The organism is Lentzea cavernae (assembly GCF_014653695.1).
Taxonomy (GTDB): Bacteria; Actinomycetota; Actinomycetes; order Mycobacteriales; family Pseudonocardiaceae; genus Lentzea; species Lentzea cavernae.
The window spans coordinates 1,069,471-1,084,834 of sequence record NZ_BNAR01000001.1 but is presented as its reverse complement, the minus strand read 5'-3'; the positions used below and the strand labels follow the sequence as shown (position 1 = coordinate 1,084,834).

17 protein-coding genes are annotated in these 15,364 nt (G+C 70.8%); 10 read left to right on the top strand and 7 right to left on the bottom strand.

Features of this window, described 5'->3' with window-relative positions; translation table 11 throughout:
• Positions 1-12 precede the first annotated feature (12 nt).
• Complete coding sequence (locus tag IE307_RS04980; protein WP_229904389.1) at positions 13-681, bottom strand: nitroreductase family protein; 669 nt, start codon at positions 679-681, stop codon at positions 13-15.
• 71 nt (positions 682-752) lie between these two features.
• Between IE307_RS04980 and IE307_RS04975 the strand changes: the two genes are divergently transcribed.
• The 6 genes from IE307_RS04975 to IE307_RS04950 all read left to right on the top strand — a co-directional run bounded on the left by IE307_RS04975 (position 753) and on the right by IE307_RS04950 (position 6,083).
• A complete protein-coding gene (locus IE307_RS04975; RefSeq protein ID WP_191296213.1) occupies positions 753-1,667 on the top strand; it encodes a LysR family transcriptional regulator in 915 nt (304 codons plus the stop codon).
• A gap of 174 nt (positions 1,668-1,841) precedes the next feature.
• Entirely contained in the window at positions 1,842-3,137 is a 1,296-nt protein-coding gene (locus IE307_RS04970) for a helix-turn-helix domain-containing protein (RefSeq protein WP_191296212.1), read from the top strand.
• Complete coding sequence (locus tag IE307_RS04965) at positions 3,134-4,339, top strand: helix-turn-helix transcriptional regulator (RefSeq protein ID WP_191296211.1); 1,206 nt, start codon at positions 3,134-3,136, stop codon at positions 4,337-4,339. The genes IE307_RS04970 and IE307_RS04965 overlap by 4 nt, the downstream gene beginning before the upstream one ends.
• Positions 4,340-4,399: 60 nt before the next feature.
• Complete coding sequence (locus IE307_RS04960; RefSeq protein WP_191296210.1) at positions 4,400-5,152, top strand: thaumatin family protein; 753 nt, start codon at positions 4,400-4,402, stop codon at positions 5,150-5,152.
• Positions 5,153-5,161: 9 nt separating this feature from the next.
• The gene (locus IE307_RS04955) at positions 5,162-5,545 is read left to right on the top strand and encodes a cysteine/serine endopeptidase inhibitor (protein WP_191296209.1); all 384 of its coding nucleotides are present in this window, start codon (positions 5,162-5,164) and stop codon (positions 5,543-5,545) included.
• 67 nt (positions 5,546-5,612) lie between these two features.
• Entirely contained in the window at positions 5,613-6,083 is a 471-nt protein-coding gene (locus tag IE307_RS04950) for a CAP domain-containing protein (protein WP_191296208.1), read from the top strand.
• 16 nt (positions 6,084-6,099) lie between these two features.
• Here the strand turns inward: IE307_RS04950 and IE307_RS04945 are convergent, their stop codons facing one another.
• Positions 6,100-6,975, bottom strand: coding sequence for a helix-turn-helix transcriptional regulator (locus IE307_RS04945; RefSeq protein ID WP_191296207.1), 876 nt, complete (start codon positions 6,973-6,975; stop codon positions 6,100-6,102).
• Positions 6,976-7,107: 132 nt separating this feature from the next.
• On the opposite strand from IE307_RS04945, the gene IE307_RS04940 reads away from it, so the two are divergent.
• Positions 7,108-8,013 carry an oxidoreductase gene (locus IE307_RS04940; protein WP_191296206.1) on the top strand — a complete coding sequence of 302 codons (906 nt, stop codon included), beginning with the start codon at positions 7,108-7,110 and terminating at the stop codon, positions 8,011-8,013.
• Positions 8,014-8,114: 101 nt separating this feature from the next.
• On the opposite strand, the gene IE307_RS04935 is transcribed toward IE307_RS04940, so the two are convergent.
• Complete coding sequence (locus IE307_RS04935; RefSeq protein ID WP_191296205.1) at positions 8,115-9,587, bottom strand: FAD-dependent oxidoreductase; 1,473 nt, start codon at positions 9,585-9,587, stop codon at positions 8,115-8,117.
• Between the two features lie 76 nt (positions 9,588-9,663).
• Here IE307_RS04935 and IE307_RS04930 point away from each other — a divergent pair, with 76 nt between their 5' ends.
• Both IE307_RS04930 and IE307_RS46570 read left to right on the top strand, forming a co-directional pair.
• The gene (locus tag IE307_RS04930) at positions 9,664-10,926 is read left to right on the top strand and encodes an NAD(P)/FAD-dependent oxidoreductase (RefSeq protein WP_191296204.1); all 1,263 of its coding nucleotides are present in this window, start codon (positions 9,664-9,666) and stop codon (positions 10,924-10,926) included.
• A 29-nt stretch (positions 10,927-10,955) separates the two neighbouring features.
• Positions 10,956-11,858, top strand: a complete 903-nt coding sequence (locus IE307_RS46570; RefSeq protein WP_229904388.1) for an SRPBCC family protein — start codon at positions 10,956-10,958, stop codon at positions 11,856-11,858.
• 1 nt (position 11,859) lies between these two features.
• On the opposite strand, the gene IE307_RS04920 is transcribed toward IE307_RS46570, so the two are convergent.
• A complete protein-coding gene (locus IE307_RS04920) occupies positions 11,860-12,492 on the bottom strand; it encodes a hypothetical protein (RefSeq protein ID WP_229904387.1) in 633 nt (210 codons plus the stop codon).
• Complete coding sequence (locus tag IE307_RS04915) at positions 12,414-12,605, bottom strand: hypothetical protein (RefSeq protein ID WP_191296202.1); 192 nt, start codon at positions 12,603-12,605, stop codon at positions 12,414-12,416. Before IE307_RS04915 ends, IE307_RS04920 begins: the two co-directional genes overlap by 79 nt.
• Before the next feature lie 180 nt (positions 12,606-12,785).
• On the opposite strand from IE307_RS04915, the gene IE307_RS04910 reads away from it, so the two are divergent.
• Positions 12,786-13,613: an extensin family protein gene (locus tag IE307_RS04910; protein ID WP_191296201.1), complete on the top strand. Its 828-nt coding sequence runs from the start codon at positions 12,786-12,788 to the stop codon at positions 13,611-13,613.
• A 77-nt stretch (positions 13,614-13,690) separates the two neighbouring features.
• Here IE307_RS04910 and IE307_RS04905 read toward each other — a convergent pair whose 3' ends face one another.
• Positions 13,691-14,317, bottom strand: coding sequence for a DUF4360 domain-containing protein (locus IE307_RS04905; protein ID WP_191296200.1), 627 nt, complete (start codon positions 14,315-14,317; stop codon positions 13,691-13,693).
• 258 nt (positions 14,318-14,575) lie between these two features.
• Entirely contained in the window at positions 14,576-15,088 is a 513-nt protein-coding gene (locus tag IE307_RS04900; protein ID WP_191296199.1) for an ATP-binding protein, read from the bottom strand.
• Positions 15,089-15,364 lie beyond the last annotated feature (276 nt).

Sequence of the window (15,364 nt, the reverse complement as noted above, 5' to 3'; positions counted from 1 at the left end):
GCGGTGGGACGATCAGGCAAGCCCGCCGGTGAAGGTGAGGGCCTCGTCCAGGGGCTTGCGGCGCAGGTCCGGCACCTCGCAGTCGTCGGCCGGGTACCCGATCGGGAAGAGGATGTACGGCCGTTCGCCGTCCCGTCCCAGCAGCTCGGTCAGGAACGTCATCGGGTTCGGCGTGTGCGTCAGGGTCGCCAGGCCCATCGAATGCAGTGCGGCGATGAAGAACCCGCACGCGATGCCGACGCTTTCGTTGGTGTAGTAGGTCTTCTTGCCGTTCTGCTGCTTCTGCGCGAACGCGACCACGAGCCAGGGCGCGACTTCCAGGAACTCCTTGTCGGCGTTGGTCTCCAGGTGTGCGAGGGCCGCGTGCCAGTCCGGCAGCTCGCGTTCGTGGTAGAAGCGGCGTTCCTCTTCCTCGGCCGCTGCCCGGATGCGGCGCTTGAGCACCTCGTCCCCGGTGGCGGCGAACCGCCACGGCTGCTGGTGCGCACCGCTCGGCGCGGTGTTCGCGGCGCGCACGGCCAGTTCGATCGCCTCCGCCGGAACGGGGTCGGGCGAGAACCAGCGCACGGACCGGCGTGCGTCGAGCAGCCGGTGCAACGCCCTGCCGCGGTCGAGTCCCTCCTCGATCGGCAGGCGGGGCGGCGTGTACGGCAGGAACGGGTGGGTGTGCGGTCGTGTCACCTTCCGGACGATGCCGTTGAACGAATCTTTTGGCCAGTTCACGTTTCTCCGTTCAGTCATAAGCTCAGCTCATGAATCTGCCCAATGTGACGCTGCGGCAGCTCGAATACCTGATCGCGGTGGCGGAGACCGGCTCGCTGACGGCCGCCGCCGCGCGCTGCCACGTCTCGCAGGGCGCGATCTCACTGGCGTTGAGCGAACTGGAACGCGTGCTGGACCTGCACCTGGTCGTCCGGTCGCCGCGCAGGGGCGCCGCGGTGACGGCGGCGGGCACGCGGGTGCTCGCGGACGCCCGCCGGGTGGTCGGGGCGATGGCCGATCTCGGCGTCGAGGCGCGGGGGCTGAGCCGGCAGGTCAGCGGTGTCCTCACGGTCGGGTGCTACGCGCCGATCGCCCCGTTCCACCTGCCCGCGGCGATCGCGACGTTCGAGAGCGCGCATCCGGAGGTGTCTGTGCGGTTCGTGGAGGGGAGCCTGCCGGAGATCGGGGAGGTCCTGGTCGCCGGGCGGTGCGAGATCGCGTTCCTCTACGACCAGGACCTGGTGCCCGGCATCGCGACCAGGACGTTGTACGACCAACGGCCGAAGGTGCTGCTGCCCGCCGGCCACCGGTTGCGCCGCCGGCGTGCGGTGGCTCTGCGCGAGCTCACCGGCGATCCGTTCGTGCTGCTGGACGTCCCCCCGAGCGAGCGCTACTTCCGGTCCGTGTTCGACGCGGCGGGGGTGGAGATGGTGGTGGCGCACCGGGCCCGCAGCTTCGAGCTGGCGCGGTCGCTGGTGGCGCGCGGTCTCGGGTACTCGATGACCGTCCAGCAACCGGCGGTGAGCTCTTCGTACGAGGGGCTGGAGGTGGTGGCGGTGGCGCTGCGCGACGCCGTGCCGACCACGCCCGTCGTGCTGGGCTGGGCCGCCGGCGGTCCGCTGACGCGCCGGGCGCAGGCGTTCGCCGAGCACTGCTCCTCGTTGTTCGGTGCCCCGCGCGCCTGATTCCTTTTAATACTCCTGGAATTCCACTTTGCCAACTGGCGAAAATCCCAGGAAACGACGGGTTCAGCCCGCACGTGATTGCCGGTAAGGTCCAGACCAGAGCACCGTCCATATGAGACGAATCCGGGAGAGGCCTCGCGCATCAGTCGGCCGAGCAGGGAAGGACCCGTCCGCATGACGAACAGCGGCCCTCTCGACGACGTTCGCCGCAGGCGGTTCGACCTGATCCGCGGCGGACGGTGGACCGAGTCCGACCGCCTCGCCGACACCGCGGTGGCCCGGGGCGAACTGGAACCGGGTGCGGTCGCGTACCTCCCCGGCAGCCCGGGAACGGGCCGGCGGGCCGCAACGATGAGAGCGCTCTCGTTCCGCGCGGTGCAGGCGGCGAACCGCGGCGCGGACAGGGAAGAGGCCGTCGGCATCGCGCAACGCGTGCTGACCTCGGCGGAACGGCCGGACGCCGGAGCGTTCTGGCAGGCGGTGCTCGTCCTGACCTACGCCGACGAGCTCGACGTGGCGCACCGGCACTGGGTGACCGCGCCCGGCCGGCACGAGGACGTCCACGACCTCCTCGGTGGCCGGATCATGCTGCTGCGCGGCGATCCGCGCGCTGCGGTCCGGCTGCTGGGCGGCGCGGCGGGCAGGGGCGTCCGGCCGCGGCTGCGGGCCGTCGCGGCCGCGTGGCTGGCGCTGGCACTGGCCGAAGCCGGTGAGCTCGGCAGGGCGCGTGCCGTGCTGGAGGCCGAACGCCCGGCGGCCGAGCCGGACGGCGCCGAGCTGCACTTCGCGCGGGGCAGGCTCCTGCTGGCCGAGGGGCGCAGCGCCGCGGCGCTGGACGAGTTCCTCGAGTGCGGCCGGCGGCTCACCACGTGGGGCGTCGTCAACCCGGCGGTGCTGCCGTGGCGGTCCTCGGCCGCCCTCGCCGCCTCAAACTCCGGAGACCTCGTGCTCGCGCGGGTCTGCGCCGACAAGGACCTGGTGGCGGCGAGGCGGTGGGGCGGGCCGCGGGCGATCGGTCTAGCGCTGCACGCCTGCGCCCTGGCCCGCGGCGGCGACGACGTCCTGCTCGAGGAGGCGATCACCTGCCTGGGGCGGGCGCCGACCGCGGGCGAGGCGCTGCGGGCGCGCCACGACCTGGCGCAGCTCCTGCTCGCCAGAGGGGAGGTGGACCGCGCGAGGAAGCACGCCCGGATCCTGCGCGAGGCGGCGGCCGACGTCGCCTGTCCACAGTGGACGCAGGCGGTCGACGCGCTGGCGGCACGGTTGTTGCGCAACGACGGCGAGTCCGCGCTGAGCGGACGGGAACGCAGGGTCGCCCTGCTCGCGAGAGCCGGGAGGTCGAACCGCGAGATCGCCGCCGAGCTGGACCTGACGTTGCGCACCGTCGAGTTCCACCTCACCGCCGTCTACCGCAAGATGGGGGTGGCGGGCAGACCGGGCCTTCGCCGTGCGTTCGTCCCCACGGCATGAAAGCCGCCCCGGACCACGACTGCGCGGCGGCCGTCGCGGCCGAACTGCTCGCCGCTGGGGAGAACTGGGCCGAGGCCGTCCAGGCGGCCGAGAGGGCGATGGTCACCGCCGCGTGCCGGGAGAACCCCGTGTGCGTGTCACGCGCGTTGGGGACGCTGGTCTGCGCGGGTGAGCTCGTCGCCGCCGACGCGCACAGTCTCGCGCTGATCGAGGAACGTCCCGGTGACCGGGCGGTGGTGGAGCGAGCCCTGCTCGCCAGGGCCTGCGTCGCGCGCCGCACCGGTGACCTAGCGAGGTGCACCTCGTTGCTCGATGCGGTGGAGCACGAGGACATCCGCCCGTTCGCGGTGCTCTGGCAGGTGGAACTGCTCGTCGCCCAAGGGGATCCTCGCGCGGCCGAAGCCGCGTTGGCCGGTGTCGACGCGATGATCGAGGCACACCACCGGGGACGTTCGCTGCTGCTCGCGGCCAAGGCTGTGGTGGCGATGGCGGTGGACCGCCCGCACGACGCCTTGGCGGCCCTCCTCGCGTGCGGCCGGGCCTTCGCCGAGGCCGGTGTCGTCAACCCCGCCGTCCTGCCGTGGCGGTCCCGGGCCTCCCGCGCCGCCCTGGCGTGCGGGAACATCGGCGAAGCCCTGCGCCTGGCGGTGCAGGAGCACACCGCCGCGGCGCGCTGGGGCGAACCGGGCACCCTCGGATCGAGTCTGGCGGCCGTCGCACGGGCGAGTGCTGCCGACGGCGAGGACGTCGTGGTCTACGAGCGTGCGATCCGCCTGCTGGAGATGGCGCAGGCCAGGAAGGAACTGGCGGAAGTCCTCTGCGACTACGGAGATCGGCTCGTCGCCCACGGCAAGCGGGCGGCGGCGGGGGAGATCTACGAACGAGCGTGCGCCACGGCCCTCGACGTCGGTGACATCGTTGTCGTGCGGCGCGCCGACCAGTCCAGGAGCGTTCTCGCCGCGTCACCGGACGTCGAGCCGGTGCTGACCCCCACCGAGGCCGAGGTCGCGCGGCTCGTGCGCACCGGCCTGAACAACAGGGAGATCGGGGCGGAGCTCGCGATGGCGACGCGGACCGTCGAGCTCCACCTGACGCGGGTCTACCGCAAGCTCGGGCTGTCCGGCCGCCGGGAGCTGCGGGCCACCCGGTGGATCGGAACTTTGCGGACTCACCGTGGTGTCACGGGTGGTCACGCGGGGTGATCGTGGAGTCCTGACGACATCCGGTGCACCAGAACCGGTTTCGCAGGAGGGAGCCCCCTGATGCTCACACGATCACTACGCCGTTCGGTGGCAGCGGTGTTCGCGCTGGCGTTCGCCGTAGCCGGGCTCGCCGCACCCGCGGCGAACGCGGCGATCGACCACACGGTCACCTTCGTCAACAACACCGGTCAGACGATCTGGGTCGGCAGCACCGTCAACGCGGACGGTTCGAAGGTGCTGACGAACATGCCCACCCTGCGCAGCGGCCAGTCCGCGACCATCACGATCCCCGAGACCGCGGCGCCCGGTCACTGGCGGGGCAAGTTCTTCGCCCGCACGGGCTGCACGGGCACCTCGGGCGCCGACTTCCGCTGCGCGGTCGGCGACTGCGGTGTCCAGGCCGCCCGCTGCGTCACCGGTGAACAGCCGGCGAGCCTCGCGGAGTTCAACTTCGACTCCCGCGACCGGCTGGCGCCCTGGTACAACGTCAGCTACGTCAACGCCTTCTCCGTGCCGGTGGTCATCACCCCGGTGAACGCGGTCGTACCACCGGGATCCACCTCGTGCGGCACCGCCGGGTGCCCCGAGAACCTGTTGCCCCTGTGCAACCCCGCGTACGTCAAGTACGGCGCCGGCGGTCAGCGCATCAACTGCGTCAACCCCAACCGGGACGCGCCGACCGACTACAGCAACACCATCAAGTCACGCTGCCCCAAGGCCTACGCCTGGTCCAAACAGGACACCGAGCCGGGCAACCAGACCGTGTACCAGTGCGGCGACTGCACCGGTTTCAAGGTCACGTTCAACTCCTGAGAGGAAGTCATGAAGTTCCCTGCCAAGGCGCTCGGCGCTCTCGCGTCGGCCGCGCTCCTCTCGTTCGTCTTCTCCGGCACCGCCTCCGCCGTCAGCGGCACCGCCAGCTACTACAACGACGCCGGCTACGGCGCCTGCGGCACGCAGATCAACGCGGGCACCCAGCTGCTGGTCGCGGCGCCCGCCTCCCTGTGGACGACGCCCAACCCGAACAACGACCCGCTGTGCCGCAAGTCCATCAGGGTCACCCACAACGGCCGCACCATCACCGTCCCCATCAAGGACAAGTGCCCCAGCTGTCCCAGCAACAAGATCGACCTGAGCCAGCCGGCCTTCTCCCAGCTGGCCGACACCTCCGTCGGCATCATCTCCGTGACCTGGCAGATCGTCTGAGCCGTCGCGGCACCGGGAGCCGGGGGCACGCCCCGGCTCCTTCCCTTCCCCGCACAGGAGAACAACGATGTTCGCGTTGCGCACCACCCTGATCGCCGCCGCGACCCTGGCGCTGGCGGCCACCCCCACCCCTCACGCCACGGCGGCCACCGTGCAGGAGGACGTGATCACCCTGACGAACGCCGAACGCACCAAGGCGGGATGCCCGGCCCTGAAGCAGAACGCGGCGCTGAGCACCGCGGCACAACGCCACTCGGCGGACATGGCCGCGAAGAACTTCATGGGCCACACCGGATCCGACGGCAGCAACTTCGTCACCAGGATCGAACGGGCCGGCTACACCCGCTGGACCAGGGCGGCGGAGAACGTCGCCGCCGGGCAGCAGAACGCCGCCGCCGTCGTGCGCTCGTGGATGAACAGCTCGGGACACCGGGCCAACATCCTCAACTGCGCCCTGCGCGACATCGGCGTCGGCCACCAGTACCGGCAGGGCACCACGTACGGGCACTACTGGACGCAGGACTTCGGCACGCGCTGACCCGCACGCGTCCTGCTCAGTCTTCGCGTGGAGAGCTGTAGTTCCTCGCGCGCAGGGAACGCAGCAGCCGCAACCGGTCGGCGTCGGCGCCGTCCGCGTCGGCCGTGAAGACCAGCATGACCGGGCCCGGGTTGCCGGGCAGGGGGTAGGTGTCCCAGTCGAGGACGATGTCGCCCACCTCCGGGACGTGGAAGGTCTTGGTGCCGCTGACCGACTCCCGCACGTCGTGGCGGGCCCACAGCCGGCGGAACTCGGCGCTGCGGATGCTCAGCTCGCCCACGACCGCCGTGGCGCGGGGATGGGTGGGGTCGGTGGCGACGGCGACGCGCATCATGCCGATGTACTCCATCGCCTGCCGTTCCCAGTGCGGGCAGGTCCGCTGCCCGGTCAGCTCGTCGTCGAACATCAGCAGCAGCATGTTGAGCCGGTCGGGCGGGTGGTCGGCCGGGGAACCGAGCAACGCCTCCGCCATCGGGTTCCAGTCGAGCACGTCGAGGTGCCTGCCGAGCACGACCGCCGGGGTGTCCATCACCCGCAACAGCCGCCGCGTGCTCTCCGGCACCCGTTCCGGACCGCGGTCCACCGGGCCGGGCACCGGTCGCCGGGCGGCGCGGGCGAGCGCGAACAGGTGCCGGCGCTCGCCGTCGTCGAGGCCGAGGGCGCCGGCGAGTGCGTCCAGCACGTCGTCGGACGGGCGGACCTCCCTGCCCTGCTCCATCCGCTGGTAGTAGTCGGTGCTCAGCCCGGCCAGCAGCGCCAGCTCCTCGCGCCGCAGCCCGGTGATCTTGCGCCGCCCGCCCGGTTCGAACCCCACGTCGCGCGGGGTCAGCCTGCCTCGGCGGGCGCGGAGGAAGTCACCGAGCTCACGGGCGTGCGGGCGGGCGTTGTCCATGTCGCCAGTGTGCCCGCGGCGCGAACGCGGAAGGTAGGTCTGCCAGACCTAGGCGCCCGAGGCCGACCGAGTCCCCGCCGACCGCTCCTAGCGTCGCCGGTGACACGTTCCGACCTCTTCCAGGAGCCACCGATGACGGCATGGACCGCCGACCGCATCCCCGACCAGACCGGCCGCACGGCCGTGGTGACGGGCGCCAACTCCGGACTCGGCCTCGTGACCGCCACCGAACTGGCCCGGCGTGGCGCCCGCGTCGTGCTGGCCGTGCGCAACACCGCCGCGGGTGAGGAGGCGGCCCGCCGGATCGGCGGCGACGTCGAGGTGCGCGAGCTGGACCTGGCGTCCCTGGCCTCCGTGCGCGCCTTCGCGGCCGCGCTCACCGCGGACCACCCGGCGATCGACCTGCTCGTCAACAACGCGGGCGTCGTCCTGCTCGGACCGCGCCGGACCTCCGCCGACGGCTTCGAGCTGCAGTTCGGCACCAACGTGCTCGGACACTTCGCCCTCACCGGGCTGGTGCTCGACGCCCTCACCGCGGCCGGGCGGGCCAGGGTGGTGACCCTCAGCTCGATCACCCACAAGCGGGCCCACCTCGACTTCGACGACCTCATGTCCGAGCGCGGCTACGGCGCGTCCGCCGCCTACGGCCGTTCGAAACTCGCCAACACCGTGCTGGGCCTGGAACTCGACCGGCGACTGCGCGCCGCCGGGTCGGAGGTCGTCAGCACCCTGGCCCACCCCGGCGTCACCCGCACCAACCTCACGCCGCGCGCCTGGGAACACCTCGGCGCCCGCGGCAAGGTGCTGGCACGGGTCGGCCTGCTGATGGCCCAGCCGCTCGAACAGGGCGCGCTGCCCCAACTGCGTGCCGCGACGGATCCGCACGTGCGCGGAGGCCAGTTCTTCGGCCCGGCGGGGCTGGGGGAGACGCGGGGCAGGGTCACCGAGGCGAGGCTCAGCCGGGAGGCGGCGGACCCGGAGGTCGGCAGGCGGCTGTGGGACGCGGCGCAACGGCTCACCGGGGTGAGCTACCTCTGACTCGTCGCCCGTGATCTGTTGACACGTTGCCCGGTGGACGGGTCGCTGATGATCGCGCGACCCCGTCAGCGGGGAGAACTGCTCGCCCCGGTGGCCAAGGGCTAACGGGGTTCCTTGCGGGGCAGGGGCCGCGTCGCCGGTCCCTCCAGCACCTCGCCGTCGACGTCGAACCGCGAGCCGTGGCACGGGCAGTCCCAGCTGCGTTCGGCGGCGTTGAACCGGACGAGGCAGCCGAGGTGCGTGCAGCGCATCGACACGCCGTGCAGCTGGCCTGCCTCGTCGCGGTAGACGCCGGTCTTGCCCAGGCCGTCGCGGATGACGTGGGCGTGACCGGGCAACAGGTTCTCGCTGGACGTGGCGTCGGCGGGCGCGATCCTGTCGCCGACCATCTCCGCGGCGACCTCGGCGTTCTTGCGCACGAGCGCGTGCAGCGACTTGAGCGACACCCGGTGCGGGCTGAAGCGCTCGGCCATCTCGTTCGGCTTGTCCGTCACGAGGTCGGCGAGCAGGGAGGCGGCGAACGTGCCGCTGGTCAGGCCCCACTTCATGTACCCGGTGGCGGTGTACACCGCGGTGTTGCCCGGTGTGTAGCTCCCGATCATCGGCAGGTGGTCGTAGGCCGTCGGGTCCTGCGCCGACCACCGGTGGGTGATCTCCTCGACCTGCCAGTGCTCGCGCGCGAAGTCCTCCAGGCGGCGGAACGGTTCCACGACGGTCTTGCCGGTCGGGTGGCTCTGGCCGGCGAGGATCAGCTTGTCCTCGTGCGCCGAGATCGACCACGACGGGCTGCCGGTGCTGATCGCGAGCGCTTGCGTCGGGGTGCTGACGCGTGCCGCGACGCAGTAGGCGCGGGTGAGTTCGAGGCGGGGGAAGTAGAGGCCGCGGTCGAGTGTCGGGTAGTGCGTCGCCATCACGATCTTCGCGGCGTCGACGTGACCGTCCGATGTGGACACGCGGTGGCCGCTGACGTCGAGGACGCGGCTGTGTTCGCAGACGCGGCTGCCGTCGCCGTCGACCTGGTCGGCCAGGCCCTGCAGGTACTTCACCGGGTGCAGCGCGATCTGGTCGTCGAGGCGAATCGCCGCGTGCACCTCGAACGGCAGGTCGACGTTCTTGGTGGCGCGCACGGGGAGGCCGACCTGGCGGGCGACGATCAGCTCGTTGTCGACGTCGCGCACCTCGGACTCGGTGAACGCGTAGGTGACGGCCGGGGAGCGGCGCAGGTCGCAGTCGATGCCCTTCGCCAGGGCGGCGACCTGGGCCACGGCGGCCACGGACGCGGTGGCGTAGTCGGTGGCGGCGGCCAGGCCGTGCCTGCCGCGGATCTGGGAGTACACGGTGGACTGCAGCGCGGTGACCTTGGCGGTGTTGTTGCCGGACACGCCCGAGGCGACGCGGCCGGCCTCCAGCACGACGACGCGCAGGCCGCGCCGCTTGAGCAGCAACGCGGTGGTGAGGCCCGTGATGCCGCCGCCGACCACGGCCACGTCGAACGCGTGCTCACCGACCAGCGGGGGACGGGACTGCGCTGGGAGCGCGGCGAGCCAGAGCGACTGGTCAGCGGTGGTCGTCATGGCGGCGGATACCCGCCTTCGAGGTGGATATGCGAAGGGCCGGATTTGTGGCGCCTCCAGCGGGTATGCGATCCGCATGAGCAAGCACCGGGTAGTCGTTGTCGGAGGTGGGTTCGGCGGGCTGGGAGTCGTGCGCGGCCTGAAGCGCACGGACGTCGAGGTCACGTTGATCGACCGCACGAACCACCACCTGTTCCAGCCGTTGCTCTACCAGGTGGCGACGGCGCTGCTGCCCGCGGGCGACATCGCACCGGCGTTCCGCGCGATCCTGCGCAAGCAGCGCAACGCGCGCGTCCTGCTGGGCGAGGTGACCGGGTTCGACACGGTCGCCAAGCGCGTGCACGCCGACCTGCCGGACGGGAGGTCGGCCGAGGTCGAGTACGACACCCTGGTCGTGGCGGCCGGGTCGCGCGACAGTTACTTCGGTCACGACGAGTGGGCGGAGTCGGCGCCGCCGATGAAGACCCTCGAACAGGCCGTCGGCCTGCGCTCGAGGCTGCTGCGGGCGTTCGAGACGGCGGTGGCGGCGCAGGACCCGAAGCAGTGGCTGTCGTTCGCCGTCGTGGGCGCGGGACCGACCGGCGTCGAGCTGGCCGGGCAGCTCGCCGACCTGGCGCGCCGCGCGTTGAAGGGGCAGTTCCGCGAGATCGACCCGCGTGACGTCCGCATCACGCTGATGGACGCCGTGCCGCACGTGCTGCCGCCGTTCTCCCCGCCGCTGCGCGACCACGCGCGGAAGAAGCTGGAACAGCTCGGCGTGACCGTGATGACCGGCGCGATGGTCGAGTCCATCGACTCCGAGGGCCTCACCACGAAGGACGGCGACCGGGTGGAGGCGAAGACGATCATCTGGGCCGCCGGTGTGCAAGCTTCCCCGCTGGCGCGTCAGCTCGCCGAGCAGACCGGGGCCGAGACCGACCGCAAGGGCCGGATCCGGGTGAACCCGGTGGACTGCTCGGTCACCGGCGACGTCTTCGCCATCGGCGACATGGTCAACCTGAACGACCTGCCGGGCATCGCCGAGCCCGCGCTCCAGGAGGGCCACCACGTCGCCCGCGTGATCAAGGCGCGTCTGCAGGGACAGCGGGCCAAGCCGTTCAAGTACCTCGACCTCGGCACCATGGCCACGATCTCGCCCGGTGACGCCGTCGCGGACATCAAGAAGCTGCGGCTCAAGGGCCTGATCGGCAAGGTGGCGTGGGCGGGCGTGCACATCGCGTTCCTGGTCGGGTGGCGCAACCGGATCGCGGTGCTGACGCAGTGGGCGTGGAACCTGGTGACGGGCCGGCGCGCGCAGCCGATCATCCTGGAACCGGTGCGCGCCACCGAGCGGAAGTAGCGAGGTTTGGCCTCGGGTAACCGCTCCGCGTGAACACGGAGCTGCTGGGCATCTACCTCAACGACCACCTCGCCGGGGCGACGGCGAGCGCCGAGCTCGCCCGCCGCATCAGCCGCACCCACCCCGAGCTGCGGGTTCTCGCCGACGACGTCGAGGCTGACCGCAAGGAGCTGCTCGACTTCATGCGCGAGGTCGGCGTCGAGTCGCGTCCGCACAAGGAGGCGCTCGGCTGGCTCGCGGAGAAGGCCGGCAGGCTCAAGCTCAACGGCAGGCTCCTCGGACGTTCACCGCTGAGCGACGTCCTCGAACTCGAGGGCATCCGCGTCGCCATCGAGAGCAAGTCCGCGCTGTGGCGGACGTTGCGCAGGCTGGGCAGCTTCGACGAGACGCGGCTGGAGCGGCTGGCGACCCGTGCGGAAGGGCAGGCGGAACTCGTCGACCAGTACCGGCTCCGCCTTGCGCCGCAAACGTTCAACTCGCCGACCGTGTCCGGTGTGGACGTCGAGCGCACGTTCACCGTCGCCTCCAGCCCCGAGGGCGTGGCCGAGTACCTGCGCGACTTCTCCCGCGCCGAGCAGTGGGACCCGGGCACCGTGTCCTGCACGCGCCTCGACGACGGCCCGGTCGAGGTCGGCTCGCGCTGGCGCAACGTGTCGACGTTCCTCGGCCGCAAGACCGAGCTCGTCTACGAGCTGACCCGCGACGACGCGAAGGGCCTGCAGTTCGTGGGCCGCAACGACACCGCCACCTCGACTGACGACATCTCGATCAGCGCCGGACCCGAGCCCGGCACCGCCCGGATCGCCTACCACGCCCACGTCGAGTTCAACGGGCTCGCGAAGTACGGCGCACCGGTCGCGAAGCTCGCGCTGGAGAAGCTCGGCAACGACACCGAGAAGAACCTGGTGCGCGTGCTCGGGCCCGTGAGCTGACTCAGTCGTAGCGGATGGCGTCGAGCCAGGCCTGGTCCGGTGTGACGATCATGGCGAGGTGCTCGTCGTAGGACGTGCCGCCGTCCTGCCACGTGCTCATCGGGTCCCAGTGACCGAGCTGGTTCAGCGGCCGCGGCACCGCCTCACCGTCCGGTGCGGTGGTCGTCCAGCCCACGTAGCCCGTGGCGACGAGGTCCCAGGCCGAGTGCAGGACCTCCCCGTCCTCGTGCCAGCGGATCACCAGGCGCCAGGCGACGCACGCCTGCCGCGACGTCACCGGGCACAGGACCACGGTCTCCGCCCTGCGCGCCCCCACCGTCAGCGGGGCAGCCCCGGAGGCCCGCTCGCCGTCGGGCAGCAGGGCCTCGACGATCAGCGGGCGGACGTTGTCGAGGTGGACCTCCAGGTCGGAGCGGTTGATCAGGGTCAGCACCAGGTTGTGCCCGCTGACCGGCACCTCGACCGGCTCGGCGTTGCCCAGCGCGCCGGGCGGGATCAGCTGGGAGCACTGGCTGACCGTCTCGAGGACCGCGACCAGGCCACCCGGCCGGGTGATCAGCGAGTCGACGAGGTCTCCGCCCAGACCGTGCCGGCGACCAGCAGTCCCACGACGATCCACACCGTCAGCGGCCACCAGCGCCACGAGACCTCGACGGTGTTCGTCGCGACGTTCCCGAGCAGCGCCAGAGCCGGTGCGAGCAGCACCACCGAGACCGCGGACAGCCCTCCACGCCGTGCACCAGCCAAGATCGACCTCCCCGGGCGGGAGTCTGGCACGGCGGGGGAGCGTGCGGTAAAGGTTGAGGAAAAACGCAGGTCAGGCCCGATTCCGCCGTTCGGACGTGATCCCTAGACTCCGTCGGGCCGGTGGGTGAGACAGGTCCTTCACCCTGCCGCCGCCGGCTTGGACGCAGAGGGAGTACTGGGGTGTTCGAGAACAACGTCACCAGGCGCGGCTTCGTCACGGGCGCGGCGGCGGTCGCCGGTCTCGCCGGCCTGTCCACCATCGCGCCGGGGCTCGCGGGCGCCGCGCCCACGCCCACCGACCAGCACACGCCCGCCGAGATCGAGGCCGCCGAGGTCGGCGCGCTCGCGATGATGACGTTCCAGAAGATCGACGGCACCCCCGTCTACTACTGGCGTTCCAGCCGCGGCAACACGACCGCGCGCAACTGGCAGGCCACCGACGCGTTCTACAACGCGCTCGTCGCCTGGATCCGCGACCTGCGCTCCCTCTCGTCGAGCTACGGCTCGATCAGCTACATCGTCTCGGCGGGCTTCTACGTCGACAAGGCCGGCCAGCACGGTGCCGGCACCGCGATGGACCTCGACCACGTCCGCTGGTCCGGCGGCAACGTCACCTCGCCCCTCGACCAGCACCACGCGTCGGGCACCGCCGCGCTGCGCAAGCGCTACCTCGCCACGGAGGCCGTGACCCGCCGCCGCTTCCGCTACGTGCTCGACGGCTGGTACAACGCCGACCACCGCGACCACATCCACGCCGACTTCGGCGGCATGCCGGTGCGCGTGCTCAAGGACTCCGAGGCCGACACGAAGTTCGTCCAGGGCACCTGCAACAACTTCCGCGCGTCCGGCCTGACGATCGACGGCATCTGGGGCCCGAAGACGCAGACCGCGTTCAACGGCCTCAAGTCCGCGCTCGGCGTGACCGGGGACCCGCACACCAGCACCGCGGTGTGGCAGGGGATGTTGTCGAAGATCGCGACGAAGGGTTTCGCGAACCAGAACATCTGAGTTCGCCAGAGGACAGCAAGGCCGAGCCCATGCCTCCTGGGCTCGGCCTTGCCGTGCGAGGGCGCTGACCTACCGGTCTACTTCGGACACGTCTTCCACGCGAAGTGGTAGACGGTCTCGATCGAGCCGTCCGTCGAGTCCATGGCCATGAAGCTGGTCTTCTTCGGGTCGGACGTGCCCTTGTCCACCCGCAGCTCGGTGTTGATGTTGAAGTTCCTCTTCGCCCCGCACGGGTGGTAGACGATGGACGCCACGTCCGTCTGGTGCGTGACCTGCCAGCTGTCGCTCAGCAGACCGTTCCAGGTCTTGGAGCGCTGGTCGTTGTCCGACATGCCCTGGAAGTAGTAGCTCGCCTTCTGCGTGCCCTTCGCACCCCGTTCGAGGTGCGCGAAACCTCTGTAGTCGGCCTTGGCGACGCCGTAGGTGAACCCGCTGGGGACGTTGACCTTGAGGTTGAGCTGGCAGTTCTTGCGGAAGTCGGTCGGCCGCGACTCGGGGCCCACCTGGGCGAGGTAGTCGCTGTAGGTGACCGTGAACGCCTTGTTGTCGGGGGAGACGGCGACGGCGGCGGTGCCGATCCGGCAGCCGGAGCCGTTGACCGTGACGACGTCGATGGTGATCTGGCCCGGCGGGGGCGGATCCGCGGCAGGGGGAGCGACGAGGGTGGACAGAGCCAGTGCGGCTGCGGCCAGCGTGGTGATCATCCGACACCTTTCCGAATGTGCGGGACAGTTCGGGCGGCGTGGTACGAGACCGTATCGGAAGGGTTGTTGACGAACCGTCCACCAACCAGAGCAACATTTCCGGGCGTGCCGGAAAAATGACACCGGTCGGTTAATCGCAATCAATCACCGTGGTCGAGCGGTTATTCCTGGGCTCTGGAAACCGATTCGTGAAGCGTCCACCGGGAACGGGCGCACACCAAGGGCGCGTCCACGGGTGGACGCGCCCTTGTGTGCACGTTATCGCTGGTGGCCGTTGCCCATCGAGCCGCCGAGGCCGAACAGGATGCGCTGGATGAGCTCGGGATCGACGTCCGGCTCGTCGCCCAGTGCTTCAGCGGCGGGGGAGCGGCGCTTCTCGCGCCTGGGCAGGGGCACCGCGTTGGCGTTCACGCCCGTCGGCAGGGCGAGCTCGCACCAGATCAGCTTGATGCCGCCGGCGAGCTGCAGTTCGCCGGTGCGCAGATCGGGCGAGGTCGGCGGCATGATGAACCTGGCCGCCTCCAGCTCGACGACGAGGTACTCGCCGGTCAGTCGCAGTCGCAGCGTGATCAGCCGCGACGTCTTGGGGTCCGCCGATTCGACGGCTGCTTCGACCAGGGCGCAAGCCACGGCGGAGCACTCCGCGGTCATGTTGCGCAGGCGCCACTCACCGAGGGTGAAGCGCACGAACAGATCCGCGCAGTTCACCGCGGTGGGAAGCGCGATGAGTGTCAGGTCGTCGACCTGGGCGGTCTGGGCGTTCGCCTGCATGCTGCCTCCGTTTCGCGTGCGGCGCGCGAGCCGTGGCGGTCACCCGAATGGCCGTCACGGTGAGCGGGAATCTACATGGGTATACGCGGGAAGCAATGCCCTGGTTGACTCACCCGTCAAAAGTCACGTCCGGGTCACGACGAGAGGGCTCGGCGATCACTGTGAGTATAGCGTCAGCCCTACTTCCGTGATGAGATCGGGTCAGCATCGCTTTCGGACGAACCGGCGATGATCCGTGTGACGAATTCGTGAACGAGCACGACTCTTGTTCATGTT